This window comes from Massilia yuzhufengensis (genome assembly GCF_900112225.1).
In the GTDB taxonomy this organism is placed as follows: Bacteria; Pseudomonadota; Gammaproteobacteria; order Burkholderiales; family Burkholderiaceae_D; genus Telluria; species Telluria yuzhufengensis.
The window spans coordinates 150,187-167,106 of sequence record NZ_FOLD01000004.1 but is presented as its reverse complement, the minus strand read 5'-3'; the positions used below and the strand labels follow the sequence as shown (position 1 = coordinate 167,106).

Annotated in this window: 22 protein-coding genes; 14 read left to right on the top strand and 8 right to left on the bottom strand. The window is 64.9% G+C overall.

Features of this window, described 5'->3' with window-relative positions; all coding sequences use genetic code 11:
• Nucleotides 1-15: 15 nt before the first annotated feature.
• From BM031_RS05535 to BM031_RS05525, 3 genes are all read right to left on the bottom strand, one after another.
• The gene (locus tag BM031_RS05535; protein WP_091872193.1) at nt 16-627 is read right to left on the bottom strand and encodes a gamma-glutamylcyclotransferase; all 612 of its coding nucleotides are present in this window, start codon (nt 625-627) and stop codon (nt 16-18) included.
• Between the two features lie 194 nt (nt 628-821).
• Nucleotides 822-1,622 (bottom strand): lipid II flippase Amj family protein, encoded by an 801-nt coding sequence (locus tag BM031_RS05530; RefSeq protein WP_091872190.1) that lies wholly within the window; start codon nt 1,620-1,622, stop codon nt 822-824.
• A 3-nt stretch (nt 1,623-1,625) separates the two neighbouring features.
• Nucleotides 1,626-2,528: a LysR family transcriptional regulator gene (locus BM031_RS05525; RefSeq protein ID WP_091872187.1), complete on the bottom strand. Its 903-nt coding sequence runs from the start codon at nt 2,526-2,528 to the stop codon at nt 1,626-1,628.
• A 96-nt stretch (nt 2,529-2,624) separates the two neighbouring features.
• Here BM031_RS05525 and BM031_RS05520 point away from each other — a divergent pair, with 96 nt between their 5' ends.
• Both BM031_RS05520 and maiA read left to right on the top strand, forming a co-directional pair.
• Nucleotides 2,625-3,665, top strand: a complete 1,041-nt coding sequence (locus BM031_RS05520; protein WP_091872185.1) for a fumarylacetoacetate hydrolase family protein — start codon at nt 2,625-2,627, stop codon at nt 3,663-3,665.
• Nucleotides 3,662-4,306: a maleylacetoacetate isomerase gene (gene maiA / locus BM031_RS05515; protein WP_091872182.1), complete on the top strand. Its 645-nt coding sequence runs from the start codon at nt 3,662-3,664 to the stop codon at nt 4,304-4,306. Before BM031_RS05520 ends, maiA begins: the two co-directional genes overlap by 4 nt.
• Nucleotides 4,307-4,349: 43 nt before the next feature.
• On the opposite strand, the gene BM031_RS05510 is transcribed toward maiA, so the two are convergent.
• Nucleotides 4,350-4,787: a CBS domain-containing protein gene (locus BM031_RS05510; RefSeq protein ID WP_177207658.1), complete on the bottom strand. Its 438-nt coding sequence runs from the start codon at nt 4,785-4,787 to the stop codon at nt 4,350-4,352.
• A gap of 146 nt (nt 4,788-4,933) precedes the next feature.
• Between BM031_RS05510 and BM031_RS05505 the strand changes: the two genes are divergently transcribed.
• The 12 genes from BM031_RS05505 to BM031_RS05450 all read left to right on the top strand — a co-directional run bounded on the left by BM031_RS05505 (nt 4,934) and on the right by BM031_RS05450 (nt 14,323).
• Nucleotides 4,934-5,704 (top strand): uracil-DNA glycosylase family protein, encoded by a 771-nt coding sequence (locus BM031_RS05505; protein WP_091872179.1) that lies wholly within the window; start codon nt 4,934-4,936, stop codon nt 5,702-5,704.
• Nucleotides 5,705-5,905: 201 nt separating this feature from the next.
• Entirely contained in the window at nt 5,906-6,400 is a 495-nt protein-coding gene (gene iscR / locus BM031_RS05500; RefSeq protein ID WP_091872176.1) for a Fe-S cluster assembly transcriptional regulator IscR, read from the top strand.
• Entirely contained in the window at nt 6,400-7,656 is a 1,257-nt protein-coding gene (locus tag BM031_RS05495) for an IscS subfamily cysteine desulfurase (RefSeq protein ID WP_091872173.1), read from the top strand. The genes iscR and BM031_RS05495 overlap by 1 nt, the downstream gene beginning before the upstream one ends.
• A gap of 27 nt (nt 7,657-7,683) precedes the next feature.
• Entirely contained in the window at nt 7,684-8,073 is a 390-nt protein-coding gene (gene iscU / locus BM031_RS05490; protein WP_091872171.1) for a Fe-S cluster assembly scaffold IscU, read from the top strand.
• Nucleotides 8,074-8,106: 33 nt separating this feature from the next.
• Nucleotides 8,107-8,430 (top strand): iron-sulfur cluster assembly protein IscA, encoded by a 324-nt coding sequence (iscA, locus tag BM031_RS05485; RefSeq protein WP_091872168.1) that lies wholly within the window; start codon nt 8,107-8,109, stop codon nt 8,428-8,430.
• 4 nt (nt 8,431-8,434) lie between these two features.
• Complete coding sequence (gene hscB, locus BM031_RS05480) at nt 8,435-8,953, top strand: Fe-S protein assembly co-chaperone HscB (RefSeq protein ID WP_091872166.1); 519 nt, start codon at nt 8,435-8,437, stop codon at nt 8,951-8,953.
• Nucleotides 8,954-9,075: 122 nt separating this feature from the next.
• On the top strand, nt 9,076-10,965 hold the full coding sequence (hscA, locus tag BM031_RS05475) for a Fe-S protein assembly chaperone HscA (protein ID WP_091872163.1): 1,890 nt from the start codon (nt 9,076-9,078) through the stop codon (nt 10,963-10,965).
• A 182-nt stretch (nt 10,966-11,147) separates the two neighbouring features.
• The gene (gene fdx, locus BM031_RS05470; RefSeq protein ID WP_091872160.1) at nt 11,148-11,489 is read left to right on the top strand and encodes an ISC system 2Fe-2S type ferredoxin; all 342 of its coding nucleotides are present in this window, start codon (nt 11,148-11,150) and stop codon (nt 11,487-11,489) included.
• A 12-nt stretch (nt 11,490-11,501) separates the two neighbouring features.
• On the top strand, nt 11,502-11,696 hold the full coding sequence (iscX, locus tag BM031_RS05465; protein WP_091872158.1) for a Fe-S cluster assembly protein IscX: 195 nt from the start codon (nt 11,502-11,504) through the stop codon (nt 11,694-11,696).
• On the top strand, nt 11,683-12,552 hold the full coding sequence (locus BM031_RS05460; RefSeq protein ID WP_091872155.1) for a class I SAM-dependent methyltransferase: 870 nt from the start codon (nt 11,683-11,685) through the stop codon (nt 12,550-12,552). The genes iscX and BM031_RS05460 overlap by 14 nt, the downstream gene beginning before the upstream one ends.
• Before the next feature lie 8 nt (nt 12,553-12,560).
• Nucleotides 12,561-13,589, top strand: a complete 1,029-nt coding sequence (gene ltaE, locus BM031_RS05455; RefSeq protein WP_091872152.1) for a low-specificity L-threonine aldolase — start codon at nt 12,561-12,563, stop codon at nt 13,587-13,589.
• The gene (locus BM031_RS05450) at nt 13,589-14,323 is read left to right on the top strand and encodes an rRNA pseudouridine synthase (RefSeq protein ID WP_091872149.1); all 735 of its coding nucleotides are present in this window, start codon (nt 13,589-13,591) and stop codon (nt 14,321-14,323) included. The genes ltaE and BM031_RS05450 overlap by 1 nt, the downstream gene beginning before the upstream one ends.
• Before the next feature lie 153 nt (nt 14,324-14,476).
• Here BM031_RS05450 and BM031_RS05445 read toward each other — a convergent pair whose 3' ends face one another.
• The 4 genes from BM031_RS05445 to BM031_RS05430 are packed head-to-tail and all read right to left on the bottom strand — an operon-like array spanning nt 14,477 to nt 16,713.
• Entirely contained in the window at nt 14,477-15,004 is a 528-nt protein-coding gene (locus BM031_RS05445) for an RDD family protein (RefSeq protein ID WP_091872146.1), read from the bottom strand.
• Nucleotides 14,991-15,734 carry a DUF3106 domain-containing protein gene (locus BM031_RS05440; RefSeq protein WP_091872144.1) on the bottom strand — a complete coding sequence of 248 codons (744 nt, stop codon included), beginning with the start codon at nt 15,732-15,734 and terminating at the stop codon, nt 14,991-14,993. The genes BM031_RS05445 and BM031_RS05440 overlap by 14 nt, the downstream gene beginning before the upstream one ends.
• On the bottom strand, nt 15,731-16,147 hold the full coding sequence (locus BM031_RS05435) for a DUF3619 family protein (RefSeq protein ID WP_091872141.1): 417 nt from the start codon (nt 16,145-16,147) through the stop codon (nt 15,731-15,733). The genes BM031_RS05440 and BM031_RS05435 overlap by 4 nt, the downstream gene beginning before the upstream one ends.
• Nucleotides 16,144-16,713, bottom strand: coding sequence for an RNA polymerase sigma factor (locus BM031_RS05430; protein WP_091872139.1), 570 nt, complete (start codon nt 16,711-16,713; stop codon nt 16,144-16,146). The genes BM031_RS05435 and BM031_RS05430 overlap by 4 nt, the downstream gene beginning before the upstream one ends.
• Between the last annotated feature and the right edge of the window lie 207 nt (nt 16,714-16,920).

The window sequence follows — 16,920 nt, the reverse complement described above, 5'->3', positions numbered from 1 at the left end:
CATCGTCCGGCGATTCTAACGGAGTTCAGGGCTGCGGGGCTGCGCGTGACCCGGTACGCCGTCGGCGCCCATCTCCACCAAGTGGCGCTCGATCGCATGCACATGCGCATCGTGCTTGCCCAATCCACGCAGCGCCCGCGCCAGCTCCAGCAGGTACTCGCTATTGGGCCCACTCGGCCCACGTGCCGCCGCAATCTGCCGCGCGATATCGCGTTCGCTGGCCGGCCCGAGGAAGGCCGCATTCTCGTGCGTCGCAATGTAGACAATGCCTTCGGCCACACCCCCATCTTCGAAAGCGATCTCCGTCGCCAGGCGCAGGTAGCCATTCTTCTCGCGATGATCCAAGTGGGCGAATTCTTCTGGCGTGACCAGGTAAGCCATCCCATGGCAGGTCGCCCCATCTTCCGGCACCAGCGTCACGACGCGCCCCGGCGCAGCCTCGGTACCGCGGTGATCGTGCGAGCCCTGCCAGAAACGCCGGCTCCAGCCCTGGATGCTGGCCGCCCGCCGCTCGATGTAGGGAAAATCCGCCTTGAAGATCAGCGAGCCATAACCGAACAGCCAGACGCTGTCGTGGCTGTCGAAGTGCTTCATCTGCTGGTTGATGGCAACGGTATTGAGGGACATCGGTTGAGAGCGGGAATAGGGACTCCCTCGATTGTAGCTGCACCTTCGCACCTTCGGGGTCAGGTCTGACAATCGGACACGGGCTCATCGTTACACGCATGGCGCCGCCGCTTTCGTTTTCTCACCGACATCAAAATCAGGCAATAAGGCTGAGCTCGTGTCCAAATGTCAGACCTGACCCCGAAGTGATTTTTTTAGATGGCGCGGGCGACCCAGGCGATCAGCATGGCGGACGGCACCAGCAATGCCTGCGCCAGCAGCGTACCAGCGAGGCGGCTGCCGACCAGCCACACGATGGCCTTGCGGAACTGGGATTCGCTGACCTTGCCTTCGACCACGTCGTCCGTCATGCCGGACATATGGGGGTCGATGAAGATCGCCATCATGATCGTGGCGCCGCCGTTGATGATCGAGGACAGGGTGCTGGAGGTCACCCGCACCGACGGGTCCAGCACGCCTGCATACAGCGAGGCGAACACGCCCACGGTCCACAGCGCCGTGGCGAACACGTTGAGCAGGGTGATGCGCATCGATACGCCGTGGCCCGAACGGATATCGGTCATGTTCTTCGCGGCCGGGATGCTGGCCACATCCTTGACGTAGGAAATGCCGCCCTTGAAGAAGCCGTGCAGGATCAGCTTGGGCACCGACCGGTGCACCTGGAAATGTACGACCGCGCGGCAGAACACGCGCTGGAAGGTCGGGATCAGGAAGGCGCCCGCCACCGTCGCGATGCTCGCGGAAACCAGCAGCCAGCGGAAATCGCCCAGCAGCGCATCGCCCACGCTATCGAGATTGGTCTCCACCCGCTTGGCCAGGAAAGGGCCGAGGAAGGAATTCGAGGTGCGCGAGACCAGCACCAGGATGCTGAACAGCGCGAACGACACCGCGATCCGGCGCGTGCGCACGCCGGCAATGCGGACCGAATAGGCCAGCGTGCCGATGATGTGGATGACGAAGGTGAGGAAGCAGATCAGGAGCAGTTGAATGTCCACAGGTCAGCTCGCCCCGACCTGGCGCACGTAGCCATCGAGGAAGGCAATAAAGCGTTCCGCCGCCGGCGACAGCGAGCGGCCCGGCCGCGTGTAGATGAAGAAGCGGCGGCTGAGCACCGGGTCCACCAAGGGACGCAGCACCAGGCCGTAGAGCGTCGCCAGCGGCGCCGCGTATGGCAGGCAGACGGTCACGCCGAGCCCGGCGCTCACCATCGCGAGGGCGGTCGTCATGAAGGTCACTTCGTTGGCGGGCTTGACCGGGATCTCGCGCAGCGCGGCATGCACGTCGTCGAGCAGGCGCTCGGTGAACTGGCCTTGCAGCGAAATGAACGGGTAACGCGTGAGATCTTTCCAGCCCACCTGCGGCTGCGTTTCCAGCGCGTGCCCCTTGGGGAAGACGAGCGCGAAGGGCATCTCGAACAGCAGGCGCGCGTCCAGCGGCGGCGCGGGTTCGCGCTGCGGTCCGATGCCGAAATCGGCTTCGCCCGACAGCACCCGCGTGATCACGCTTTCCACTCCCGTGTCGCCAAGGCGCACGTCGATGTCGGGATACTGCGCGCGGTAGGCGGCGATGGCTTCCGGCATCAGGGTGCACGCGAGCAGTTGCGGCGCGGCGATGCGCACGATGCCTTTCTTCAGGCGCGTGTGGTCGGCCACGTTGGCCAGGGCGCCGTCGAGGTCGTCGATCATCTGGCTGAACAGCGGGTACAGTTCCTTGCCGATGTCGGTCAGCAGGGCCTTGCGCGTACTGCGGTCGACCACCTTGGCGCCCAGGGTTTGTTCGAGTTCCTTGATCAAACCCGATAGCGCCGATTGCGTGACGTGCAATGCCTGCGCAGCGAGCGTAAAGTTACCTGTCTTGGCCAGGGCCACGAACGCGCGCATCTGGCGCAGGCTTGGATTCATAAGATAATCTAATAAATCGAGTGAAAAATACTGTTTGAATGATAGTACGTTTTGCTCTCTAATGGCGAAAAGCAAACACTCTCCAAAGGAAACGCCATGAAACTCGCCTCCCTCAAGAATGGCGGCCGCGACGGTACGCTGGTCGTCGTCAGCCGCGACCTGGTCACCTGCCAGGCCGTCCCGAAGATCGCCCGCACGCTGCAGGCCGCGCTGGACGACTGGGAACGCGCCGCGCCCGAGCTGCAAAGAGTCTACGAGCGCCTCAATGCCGGCACCGCCGACAAGGCCGAGTCCTTCATCGAAGAAGCATGCCACTCGCCGCTGCCGCGCGCCTACCAGTGGTGCGACGGCTCGGCCTACATCAATCACGTCGAGCTGGTGCGCAAGGCGCGCAATGCCGAGGTGCCGGAATCCTTCTACAGCGACCCGCTGATGTACCAGGGCGGCTCCGATTCCTTCGTCGGCCCGTGCGACCCGATCGCCGTGCTGTCGGAAGAGTGGGGTGTCGACCTGGAAGCCGAGGTGGCGGTGGTGACGGGCGACGTGCCGATGGGTGCTTCCGCGGAAGAAGCGGCCGGCGCGATCCGCCTGGTGATGCTGGTCAACGACGTGTCGCTGCGCAACCTGATCCCGCACGAACTGGCCAAGGGCTTCGGTTTCTACCAGTCCAAGCCGGCCAGCGCGTTTTCGCCGGTGGCCGTCACGCCGGACGAGCTGGGCGATGCCTGGGTCGACTCCAAGCTGCGCCTGCCACTGCTGGTCACCCTCAACGACAGCCCCTTCGGCCGCCCGAACGCCGGCGAAGACATGACCTTCAGCTTCGCCCAGCTGGTCGCGCACGCCGCCAGGACGCGCGAACTTGGCGCCGGCACCATCATCGGCTCGGGCACGGTGTCGAACAAGCAGGGCGGCCTGCACGGCTCGAGCATCGGCAACGGCGGCGTCGGCTACTGCTGCCTGGCCGAGGTGCGCATGTACGAGACGATCGAAGGGGGCAAGCCGCAGACGCCCTACCTGGCGTATGGTGACACCGTGCGCATCGAAATGATGGATGACAGCGGCGCCAGCATCTTTGGCGCCATCGACCAGGAAGTCACGCCTTATCACCGCAAGGACATGCACAGGAGGCAGGCATGAAGCTCTACACCTATTTCCGCAGCTCGGCCGCGTACCGGGTCCGCATCGCGCTCAACCTGAAAGGCCTGGCCTACGATGCGGTGCCGGTGCACCTGGTGCGCGACGGCGGCCAGCACCTGTCGGACGCCTACCTCGCGGTCAACCCCAGCGGGCTGGTGCCGGCGCTGGAAGACGACGGCATCACGCTCACGCAGTCGATGGCCATCATCGAGTACCTCGATGAGGTGCACCCCATGGTGCCGCTGCTGCCGAGGGACGCCATCGGCCGCGCCCGCGTGCGCGAGCTGGCGCAGATCATCGGCTGCGACATCCATCCCATCAACAACCTGCGCGTGCTGAAGTACCTGGTCAAGCAGCTGGGGCACGACGAGCAGGCCAAGACCGACTGGTACCGGCACTGGATCATCGAGGGCTTCCGCTCGCTCGAAGCGCACCTGGCGCGCAATCCTGGTACGGGCACGTTCTGCCATGGCGATACGCCGACCATCGCCGACTGCTACCTGGTGCCGCAAGTGTTCAATGCGAAGCGCTTCGATATCGCGGTGGAGGCGTATCCGACCATTGCGCGCATTAATGATTTGTGTGTGGAGCTGCCGGCGTTCAAGGCGGCGCATCCGGCGCATCAGGCCGACGCCGAATAGGCGCCGGCGTCAGGCCCGCCCAGGGTGGGCGGGCCTGCGGGTGTCAGCCGGCGTGCCCTGGGGCCGACGGCGAGGAAATCCGGTCCAGCGCCTGTTCCGCGGGCGCGCTGGCCTTGGTCGCGAGGTCGCCGAGCGACACGATGCCCACCAGCTTCCCCGACTGCCCGTCGACCACCGGCACGCGCCGGATCTGCGCGTCGCCCATCTGGCTCAGCACGTCGGCCACGGTCTGCTCGCTGGAGCAGGTGCGCACATCCTTGCTCATGATCTCGCCCACGGTGGCCTGGCCGGGCGCCTGTCCGGCGGCGACCGAGCGCACCGCGATGTCGCGGTCAGTCACCATGCCCAGCAGCTGATCGCCTTCGCAGACCGGGATCGCGCCAACGTTCAACTCCTTCATCATCTGGGCCGCGCGCTGCACAGTCTCGGCCGGCGCCACCGTCTTGACGTCGGTGGTCATCACTTCGCGAATGGTTTGCATATCGTTCTCCTTGTTGTGTGTTGACCCCAATTGAAGTCTTGACAACATCATGCCCGGATTCCTGGAAGGCCGACGCAAGATTGCCCGCTGCGAATGGAACCTGGCTACGCTACAATCGCGCCTCCCCGCGACTTGCCGCTTGCACCATGCCCACCCACGCTATTCCCCAGCCGCTCCTCGACGCGTTCGCCCTTGCCGATGCCTCCTGGCGCCCGATCCTCGAAGCCGGCCTGCAGGCGGTGGCCGCCGCCAATCCCGGCTACCTGCCGGCGCTGGCCGTCGACGACTACCTGCCAACCCAGGGCCGCATCTTCGCCGCCTTCGCCCAGCCTCTCGACAAAGTGCGCCACGTGCTGGTGGGAGAAGGCCCGTACCCGCGCGCCGAGAGCGCCACCGGCGTCTGTTTCATGGATGGGGCGGTAGGAGAGCTGTGGTCGGACGCCGGCCTGTCCAAGCCGGTCAACCGCGCCACCTCGCTGCGCAACTTCATGAAGATGCTGCTGGTCGCCGGCGGCCGGCTGCAGGCGGACGACACCGGCGGCAGTGCCATGGCCCCGGTCGCGGCCAGCGCGCGCACCGACGGTTCGATCCAGACCCTGGCCCAGTTGCAGGACAACTTGAGCGGCCACGGCTTCCTGCTGCTGAACGCGGCGCTGGTGTTTCGCAAGCATGTGGCGCCGGCGATCGATGCGCGCGCATGGCTGCCGTTCCTGCAGACGGTGCTGGCTGCATTGGCAAGCCAGGCGCAGCCGCCGACGCTGGTGTTGTGGGGAAAAATCGCGGAGCAGCTGCAGAAACTGCCGGAAACTCAACATTTGCCGCAGGTCGTGGCAGAGCATCCCTACAACCTGTCCTTCATCCAGCACAGGGGCATGCAGGAACTGTTCGGGCCGATGGAATTGTTGCGCTTGCGCTAACTGTGCCAGGACGCGCGGCCGGCCGAGCCGGCCACCCTGCGATTTGGAGGGGTCCCAAGACAAGCAGGTCCAGATTTGCTATACTTGACTAAATCATTCAACTAATCGGGTGATGTGGAAAGGGCCAACAACAGAATGAATTGTTGCGCCGCACCGATTAGTTGGAAAAGAGCAATATTTTAACATTAACCGGGGTTGTGGATGCGTCTGACCACCAAAGGCCGTTTTGCTGTTACCGCGATGATCGATCTCGCCCTGCGCCAGGGTAATGGTCCAGTCACGCTGTCGGGCATCAGCCAGCGCCAGGCCATTTCGCTGTCGTACCTGGAACAACTGTTTGGCAAGCTGCGCCGCCACGAGATCGTCGAATCCATCCGCGGTCCCGGCGGCGGCTACAGCCTGGCCCGTACCGCCGACAAGGTGACGGTGGCCGACATCATCATCGCGGTCGACGAACCGCTCGACGCCACCCAGTGTGGCGGCAAGGAAAACTGTCACGGCGCCGATGCTGCTTCCGGCACCCGCTGCATGACCCACGAACTGTGGACCACGCTCAACGCCAAGATGGTCGATTACCTCGATTCGGTCTCGCTGCAAGACCTGGTCGACCAGCAGAAGCAGAAAGAGCAGAACGTCGTGGTGATGCACCGCCCCGCAGCAGTACAAAATTCGAAAATTGAAACCGGAGTGAACTGATGAACGCGCCTTTGGACAAAAAAACCGAGCAGAGCTTCGTGACTGCGCCGCATTTCCCGATCTACATGGACTACTCGGCCACCACGCCGGTCGATCCGCGCGTAGCCGACAAGATGATTCCCTTCCTGCGCGAGCAGTTCGGCAATCCGGCATCGCGCAGCCACATGTACGGCTGGAGCGCGGAAGCGGCGGTCGAGGAAGCGCGCGGCCACGTGGCGGCCCTGGTGGGCGCCGATCCGCGCGAGATCATCTGGACCTCCGGCGCGACCGAATCGAACAACCTGGCGATCAAGGGTGCGGCCCAGTTCTACAAGACCAAGGGCAAGCACATCATCACGGTGAAAACCGAGCACAAGGCCGTGCTGGACACCGTGCGCGAGCTGGAACGCGTCGGCTTCGAAGCGACCTACCTCGAGCCGCAGGACAACGGCCTGATCACCATCGAGCAGCTGGCTGCGGCGATTCGCCCGGACACCATCCTGGTCTCGGTCATGCTGGTCAATAACGAGATCGGCGTGATCCAGCCGATCGACGAGATCGGCGAGCTGTGCCGCAGCAAGGGCATCATCTTCCACTGCGACGCCGCGCAAGCCACCGGCAAGCTCGCCATCGACCTGAGCAAGACCAAGTGCGACCTGATGACCTTCACCGCGCACAAGACCTACGGTCCGAAGGGCATCGGCGCCCTGTACGTGCGCCGCAAGCCGCGCGTGCGCCTCGAAGCGCAGATGCACGGCGGCGGCCACGAGCGCGGCCTGCGTTCGGGCACGCTGCCGACCCACCAGATCGCCGGCATGGGCGAAGCCTTCCGCATCGCCAAGGAAGAGATGGACACGGAAATCGTGCGCGTCACGGCCCTGCGCGACCGCCTGGCCAAGGGCCTGATGGAGATCGAGGAAGCCTACATCAACGGCGACATGGCGCACCGCGTGCCGCACAACCTGAACGTCTCGTTCAACTACGTCGAAGGCGAATCCCTGATCATGGCGATCAAGGACATCGCCGTGTCGTCCGGTTCGGCCTGCACCTCGGCCTCGCTGGAACCGTCCTACGTGCTGCGCGCCCTGGGCCGCAGCGACGAGCTGGCGCACAGCTCGATCCGTTTCACCATCGGCCGCTTCACGACCGAAGAAGACATCGACTTCACCATCAACCTGCTGAAGTCGAAGGTCGGCAAACTGCGCGAACTGTCGCCGCTGTGGGACATGTTCAAGGAAGGGATCGACCTGAACTCGATCCAATGGGCAGCCCACTAATTACTACGGAATTCTAGGAGCACTACCATGGCATATTCGGACAAAGTACTGGACCACTACGAGAATCCACGCAACGTCGGCGCCTTCGACAAGGGCGACGATGCGATCGGCACCGGCATGGTCGGCGCGCCGGCCTGCGGCGACGTGATGAAGCTGCAGATCAAGGTCAACGACCAGGGCCTGATCGAAGACGCGAAGTTCAAGACCTATGGCTGCGGTTCGGCCATCGCATCGAGCTCGCTCGTGACCGAATGGGTCAAGGGCAAGTCGCTGGATGAAGCGCTGGCCATCAAGAACACCCAGATCGCCGAAGAACTGGCGCTGCCGCCGGTGAAGATCCACTGCTCGATCCTGGCGGAAGACGCGATCAAGGCCGCCGTGGCCGACTACAAGAGCAAGCACGCCGTCAAGGCGTAAGCAGTAAGTAACCAGTAACTGGAGCACACCGTTATGGCAATCACCCTGACCGAAAAAGCCGCGAAGCACGTCAACCGTTACCTCGAACGCCGGGGCAAGGGCATCGGCTTGCGCTTTGGTGTGCGCACCACCGGCTGCTCCGGCCTGGCCTACAAGCTCGAATACGTCGACGAAATGACGGCGGAAGACCAAGTCTTCGAGTCGCATGGCGTCAAGGTCTTCGTCGACCCGAAAAGCCTGGCCTACATCGACGGCACCGAGCTCGATTTCGCCCGCGAAGGCCTGAACGAAGGCTTCCGCTTCAACAATCCGAACGTCAAGGACAACTGCGGCTGCGGCGAAAGCTTCCGCATTTAACGGGATGAAGCAGAACCACTTCGAGCTGTTCCAGCTGCCGGCCCAATTCACCGTCGACCAGGACGCGCTCGACGCGGCCTACCGCGAAATCCAGGGCCGCGTGCACCCGGACCGCTTCGTGGGCGCCACCGACGCCGAGAAGCGCGTGGCGATGCAGTGGGCGACCCGCGCCAACGAAGCCTATGCAACGCTGCGCAACCCGCAAAAGCGCGCCCAATACCTCTGCGAGATCAACGGCGTCGATTTGCAGGTCGAATCGAACACGGCGATGCCGGCCGCCTTCCTGATGCAGCAGATGGAATGGCGCGAGGCGCTGGACGATGCGCGTGCATCGAACGACGCTTCGGCCCTGGACGAACTCGACGCGCAGGTGCGGCGCGAGCGCAAGGGCATGCTCGAGCAGGTCGGCCGGCAGCTCGACGCCGGCGACTACCCGGCCGCGGCGCAGGGCGTGCGCTCGATGATGTTCCTCGATAAATTCGGGGACGAGGTACAGTACGCGTTCGAGGCACTGGACTCGTAGGGTGGCCGGCTTTGCCGGCCGCGCGTCCGACCATCATCGGCCTCATCGCGCTACATGCCACGCTTGAACGCGCGGTCGGCGAAGCCGACCACCCTACAAAAATAACAGGTATTACGACACACATGGCACTACTCCAAATCGCCGAACCCGGCATGTCCACCGCCCCGCACCAGCACCGCCTGGCGGTCGGCATCGACCTGGGCACCACCAATTCGCTCGTTGCCACCATCCGCAGCGGCATCCCGGAAGTGCTGAGCGACGAGGACGGCCGCCAGCTGCTGCCATCGGTCGTGCGCTACCTGGCCAACGGCAACGCCAACATCGGCCACAAGGCGCAAGCCCACCAGACCACCGACCCCAAGAACACGATCGTCTCGGTCAAGCGCTTCATGGGCCGCGGCCTCAAGGACATCGCCCACGCCGAGAACCTGCCGTATGATTTCGTCGATGCTCCCGGCATGGTGCAGATCAATACCGTCGCCGGCGTAAAAAGCCCGGTCGAGACCTCGGCCCAGATCCTGGCCACCTTGCGCCAGCGCGCCGAAGATTCGCTCGGCGACGACCTGGTGGGCGCCGTCATCACGGTGCCGGCCTATTTCGACGACGCCCAGCGCCAGGCCACCAAGGACGCCGCCCAGCTGGCCGGCATCAACGTGCTGCGCCTGCTGTCGGAGCCGACCGCCGCCGCCATCGCGTATGGCCTCGACCACGCCAAGGAAGGCGTCTATGCCGTGTATGACCTGGGCGGCGGCACCTTCGATATCTCGATCCTCAAGCTGTCCAAGGGCGTGTTCGAAGTACTGTCCACCGGCGGCGATTCGGCCCTGGGCGGCGACGACTTCGACCACCGCCTGTTCTGCTGGATCAACGAGCAGGCCAGGCTGGCGCCGCTGTCCGAGCACGACACCGCCACCCTGATGGTCAAGGCGCGCCAGGCCAAGGAACTGCTGTCGACCAACGACGAGACCACGATCGACGCCATCCTGAAATCCGGCGAAATCGTCCAGGTGACCATCACCGCGCACACGTTTGCCGAGATCACCAGGCACCTGGTCGGCAAGACCATGAACGCCATTCGTAAAGCGATGCGCGACGCCGATGTCAGCGTCGAAGACGTGGACGGCGTCGTGATGGTCGGCGGCGCCACCCGCATGCCGCACGTGCGGCGCGCGGTGTCGGAGTTCTTCCACACCATCCCGCACGCGAACATCGACCCGGATAAAGTGGTGGCGCTGGGCGCCGCGATCCAGGCCAACCTGCTGGCCGGTAACCGCGCCGAGGGCGACGACTGGCTGCTGCTGGACGTGACGCCACTGTCGCTCGGCATCGAGACCATGGGCGGCCTGGTGGAAAAGATCATCCCGCGCAATTCGACCATTCCCTGCGCACGCGCGCAGGAATTCACCACCTTCAAGGACGGCCAGACCGCCCTTGCCGTGCACGTGGTGCAGGGCGAGCGCGAGCTGGTGTCCGACTGCCGCTCGCTGGCCCGTTTCGAACTGCGCGGCATCCCGCCGATGGCGGCCGGTGCGGCGCGCATCCGCGTCACCTACCAGGTCGACGCGGACGGGCTGCTGGCCGTGTCGGCGCGCGAAACGCGTTCGGGCGTGGAAGCCTCGATCACCGTCAAGCCTTCGTACGGGCTGGGCGACGACGAGGTGGCGCGCATGCTGCAGGATTCCTACTCGTCGGCCCAGGGCGACATGCAGATGCGCGCGCTGCGTGAAGAGCAGGTCGAGGCGGAGCGCATCTTGCTGGCGACACAATCGGCGCTGGATACCGATGCCGATTTGCTGGATGACGCCGAACAGGACGCGCTGGCGAAGCTGGTGATCGGCGTGCGCGATGCGATTCACCGCTCCAACGACACGTCGCTTGAAGCAGGCGCACGCCAGGACGCGCTGCACGCAGCCGTGCAGGCGCTGGCCAAGGGCACCGAAGATTTCGCCGCAAGGCGCATGGACAAGAGCGTGCGCAAGGCGCTGGCGGGCAAGTCGCTGGACGAGATCTGATAGTCAGGTAATACCCGCCCCGCACCCTGGGCACGTCGTCCCGGCGCAGGCCGGGACCCAATTTCTGCCCGCGTCCACGCAGTGCATGAAAACTTGGGTTCCGGCCTTCGCCGGAACGACGGTCTTGAGGCTGACGCGATGGGCAAGGGCAGCAATATCAATACATTAACGAGGTAACCCAAGTGCCACAAATCGTCATCCTTCCCCACCCAGTCCTGTGCCCTGAAGGCGCCGTGCTCGACGCGCCGCCCGGTAAATCCGTCTGCGACGTCCTGCTGGAAAACGACATCGAGCTCGAACACGCCTGCGACCGCGTCTGCGCCTGCACCACCTGCCACGTGATCGTGCGCGAAGGTTTCGAGTCGCTGGGTGAGCTGGAAGAAAAAGAAGAAGACATGCTCGACAAGGCCTGGGGCCTGGAGCCGAATTCGCGCCTGTCGTGCCAGGCCATCGTGTCCACGGAAGACCTGGTGGTCGAGATCCCGAAATACACCATCAACCACGCAGCCGAGAAGAATCACTGACCGGAGCTTGCCATGAAGTGGACGGATGTCGCGGCCATCGCCGAGGCCTTGTACGAACACTATCCGGATGTCGACCCCGCCACCGTGCGTTTCGTCGACCTCCACAACTGGGTCGTCGCGCTCGACGGCTTTAACGATGACCGCACGCGCGGCGGCGAGCGGGTACTGGAAGCCATTCAGGCAGCATGGATCGATGAAGCACGCTAAACACACGAACACCCCCGAGCTTCCACCGGAAGTGCGCCCCGGCCAGTCGATCGAGCTGCTGAAGGAGCTGCACATCCTCACGCGCGACGGCAAGCTGAACCAGGACAGCCGCCGCAAGCTCAAACAGGTCTACCACCTGTACAACTTCATCGAGCCGCTGCTCAAGGACGTGCAGGCGACCAAGCCGGGCGTCTCGCTGGTGGACCACGGCGCCGGCAAGTCCTATCTCGGCTTCATCCTCTACGACCTGTTCTTCAAGGGCCATGGCGAGGGCGCCCACGTGTACGGCATCGAGACCCGCGAAGAGCTGGTGCAGAAATCGACCGAGCTGGCCGCGCGCCTGGGCTTTGGCGGCGGCATGTCCTTCCTGCCGCTGTCGGTGGCCGAATCCACCACCTCAAGCCAGCTGCCCGACACCATCGACATCGTCACCGCGCTGCACGCCTGTAACACGGCCACCGACGACGCCATCGATTTCGCGCTCAAGAAGAAGGCGAAGCACATGGTGCTGGTGCCGTGCTGCCAGGCCGAAGTCGCGACCCTGCTGCGCAAGAACAAGGGCAAGGATCTTGGCCGCAGCGCGCTGACCGAGATCTGGCGCCACCCGATCCACACCCGCGAGTTCGGCAGCCAGATCACCAACGTGCTGCGCTGCCTGCAGTTGGAAAGCCACGGCTACCAGGTCACGGTGACGGAACTGGTGGGCTGGGAGCACTCGATGAAGAACGAACTGATCGTGGCTACCTACAAGAACCTGCCGCGCCGCCGCCCGACCGAACGCCTGCAGGAAGTGATGGCCGAACTGGGCCTCGATGAAATGAAGCAGCGTTTCTATTCACCCTTGAGCACGGACTGAGAACGAACATGAGCAAGAACGACTGGATCGACCTGCGCAGCGACACCGTGACCCATCCTTCCAGCGAGATGCTCGCCGCGATGGCGGCGGCGGAAGTCGGCGACGACGTGTACGGCGACGACCCCGCGGTGAACCGCCTGCAGGACTATGCCGCCGAGCTGTTCGGCTATGAGGCCGGCATGTTCGCGCCCTCCGGCACCCAGACCAACCTGATCGCCCTGATGACCCACTGCGGCCGCGGCGACGAGTACCTGGTCGGCCAGGAAGCGCACACCTACAAGTACGAAGGCGGCGGCGCCGCGGTGCTGGGCAGTATCCAGCCGCAGCCGATCGCCAACCAGCCGGACGGCAGCATCGCCCTGGGCGACATCGAGGCCTACATCAAGCCCGACGACATGCATTTTGCGCGCACCCGCCTGCTGGCGCTGGAAAACACCATCGGCGGGCGTGTGCTGCCGCGCGACTACCTGGCCGCTGCCACGCAGCTGGCGCACGCCAAGGGCCTGGCCACCCACCTCGACGGCGCGCGCATCTGCAACGCGGCCGTCAAGCAGGGCATCAGCCTGGCCGACGCCGTGGCCGGTTTCGATACCGTGTCGGTGTGCCTGTCCAAGGGTTTGGGCGCACCGGTCGGTTCGGTGCTGCTGGGACCAAAGGCTTTCATCGAGCAGGGCAAGCGCTGGCGCAAGATGCTGGGCGGCGGCATGCGCCAGGCCGGCGTGATCGCCGCAGCGGGCCAATACGCGCTGGAGCACAACGTGCAGCGCCTGCTTGAAGACCACGATAACGCCGCGGCGCTGGCCCATGGCCTGGCGCAGGTGGCGCAGCTCACGGTGAGCGCGCCGCAGACCAACATCTTCTGGCTGGACGTGCCGGCGGCGGCCTGCGAGCCGCTGCGCCGCGCGCTGGCGCGCGAGCGCATCCGCGCTACCGTTGGCCCGCGCATGCGCCTGGTGACCCACCTGGACGTCTCCCGCGCCGACGTGGCGCGCACGGTCGACGTCTTTACGAACTTCTTTGCTGATTGGCGCGAATAATGACCGACGATGGAATCAGGCTGGCCAAACGGGTCGCCGCACAACTGGCTTGTTCGCGCGCTGATGCCGAACGCTATATCGCCGGCGGCTGGGTCAGCGTCGACGGCAACGTGACGGACGACCCGGCCTCGCGCGTGGCGCCGGGACAGGACGTGCGCCTGCTGCCGGGTGCGACGGCCGAGGAGCCCACGCCAGTCACCATCCTGCTGCACAAACCTGCCGGCTTCAATTCGGGCGTGGGCGTGCGCGGCGAGCCGGCGCTGGGCTGCGTGACGCCGCAGGCGCACGATGCCCAGGGCCACGGCCAGCAGCGCTTCCTCAAGCGCCATTTGACCAAGCTGGCCTTGACCTCGCCGCTGGAGACCGATGCAAGCGGGCTGGTGGTGTTCACACAAGACTTCCGCGTGGCGCGCAAGCTGGTCGACGAGGCGTCGCGGGTGGAGCAGGAATACATTGTGGAGGTGGCGGGCACCATCGCCGAGCATGGGCTCAAGCGGCTCAACCACGGTTTGACGTTCAACGGCAAGCCGATCGCACCGATGAAGGTGAGCTGGCAGAACGAACACCGGCTGCGCTTCGCATTAAAGGATGTACGGCCGGGGCTCATCAACCACATGTGTGGCGAGGTGGGGCTGGAGATTGTCGAGATGCGCCGGATCAGGATCGGGCGCGTGTCGATGGCGGGGTTGGGGGTGGGGCAGTGGAGGTATTTGTTGGACTTCGAGCGGTTCTAAAAACGCTCGCGGGGTGCATGCAAAATTGGATCCCGGCCTTCGCCGGGAGTCGTAGGCGCCAGTGGCGCGTATGACGGATCATAGGTAGGCGGTGCTACAAGCGCTAGCAGTTGCCCGTCGTTCCGGCGAAGGCCGGAACCCAAGTTCGCCGCGTCACGCTAATTTTTGACCCTTCACCCGCTTCGGCAGCTCCACCAACCGCGTCCCCGCCACCCGGTCATGCAGGAACTGCCGGTCCTTGTCCAAAAACGCCGTCAAGGTCCACGCCACGATCCCGACCGTCACCAGCACCGCCGTCTCCCCTTTGCCATGCATCCCTAGCATCTCGCGCACCAGCAGCGCAGGCAGGATCCAGCCCCACGACAGCAAGAAGCGCGCGACAGCGGCCTTGAACGGCACCTGCCTGTAGCCCAGCTTGACGACCTTGATGCGCCAGGTCTTCATGGCCAGGGTGTGGCCGCTGTCGACCCAGCAGAAAACAAAATACGCGCCGGCCGCCAGCACCAGCCATACGTTCATTCCCATCTTCGCCAGCGGGTGCTGGCTGTTCAGCGTGACCAGCATGTAGAGGGCGATGGCCAGCATCTCCACTGCGAACAGCAGGAACACTTCATACAGCATCGCCATCAAACGGCGGCGGACGGTCGGGGTGGCGACAGGAACGGTGTTAGTTGCTTGCATTCGGTGCGGCCTGGGCGGCGGGAGGAGGTGCTGGAGGCGCCGGTGCGGCGGCCGGCGGCGTGGAGGTGATCGTGGTCGGTACGGTGGCGGGCGCCGGCACGACGCCGGGCGCCGGGGCGGTCGGCAGGATGCACGAGGTGCCGCGGCGCATGGCGCCTGGCGGGCAACTGGTGGGCGTGTCGATGATGGGCGAATGCGGCATCGCCGGCGGGCCCGCTGGACGGGCGGCGCCCGAGCGTGCCAGCTTGCGCTTTTCTTCCTCGGACAGCTGCTTGTAGCTTTCCCAGGTGGCGGCCTTCTCGCCGGGGGCCAGCTTGCGGGTCTTGGAGTAGTTTTCGCGGGCCAGGTTGCGCTGGGCCGGCGTCAGCCGCATCCACTGGCGCATGCGCTCGTGCACGCGCTGCTGCTCGGCCGGGTTCATCGAGGCGAAGCGGTGCGACAGTTCCAGCCAGCGGCGCTTGCGCATGCCGTCCATCTGGTCCCATTCGGGCTGCAGCGGGGTCAAGGCGGCCTGCTGGGCGCGGGTGAGGTCGCGCCAGAGCGGCTTGTCGAGGGTCTTGGCGGGCGGCTTGGCGCCGGCGGCGGTAGTGGCGGGGTTGCCGGCGCCACGGGCGGCCGGCGCGGTGGATTCGGAACGGTTGACCACCGCCCAGGTCGCGGCCCCGGCGATCAAGACCGCCGCCGCGGCTGCCACGACGGCAATGCGGGGCTTCGGCGCGGATTTCGTCATTGCTGGCGCTGTTGCGACTCCACGTAGGCATTGAAGCCATGGTCGAGGTACGCGGTCAGCGGCAGTTCATCGGCCAGCACGGCCGCGTCGATCTCGGCCATCGCCGCGATGCGCTGCTGTTGTTCGACCTGGTACACGCCGCCCATGCCGATCACCAGCGCCAGCATCGGCGCCACGACGGCAAAGCGCGCCAGCGCCGGGGCGCTGAACAGGGCCTGGAGGTCGAACAGCGGGCGCTTCGCGCGGGTTGCCTGGCGCGGCGTAGCGAGGCCCGGCGCATCGGCCTTCTTGCGCGCCAGCGCGCGGGCGCGTGCGGCGGCGAGGCGGTCGGTCGTGGAGGCCGGCAGCGCGTCGAGGTTCTCGTTCAGGGCCTGGCGTACCTTGTACGCCAGGTTGATGTCATCGGTGTTCATAGCTTGATTCCCTTGGCCTTGAGGGCGGCGGCGAGGGCGTGGGTGGCGCGGGAGCAGTGCGTCTTGACGCTTCCCTCGGAGCAACCCATCGCTTCGGCCGTCTCGGCCACGTCCATATCCTGCCAGTAACGCATGAGGAAGGCTTCCCGTTGACGCGTCGGGAGCTTTTCTACTTCCTGTTCGATGATGCGCAAGGTTTGTGCGCGCTCGTATTGATCGGCGCTGGACTCTGCGGCAGCCGTCCCTGCTTCTGCTTCATACGAGGAAAGTATATCAAATTCCTCATCCTCCCCATCCGGCCGGCTGAAGCCTCCAAACAGGCTGATCCAGGTATTGCGGACCTTCTCGCGGCGGAAGTAGTCGAGGATGGTCGTCTGCAGGATGCGCTGGAACAGCATCGGCAGCTCGGCCGCCGGCTTGTCGCCGTATTTCTCGGCGAGCTTGATCATCGCATCCTGCACGATGTCGAGCGCCGACTCGTCCTTGCGAACCGCATACACCGCCTGCTTGAACGCGCGCCGTTCGACATTCTCGAGGAAGTCGTTGAGTTCTTTGTCTGTGGCCATGCGTTGTGGTGAGGGGCGGGTAAAGCGGATGCCGTGAGGAAAACCCACGAATCCTAGCAAAAAACCAAGGCCGCTGCATCGAAATCGCACAGCGCGCACCGAAACACGCCCGGCGGGCGCCCCTGGTGCTGTCAAAAAGTGCATGAAGTTAGTCGAAATGCTTCGTTGTCGCGCCTGGAGTGCGTCGCTATTCTGGACTGAAGTTCA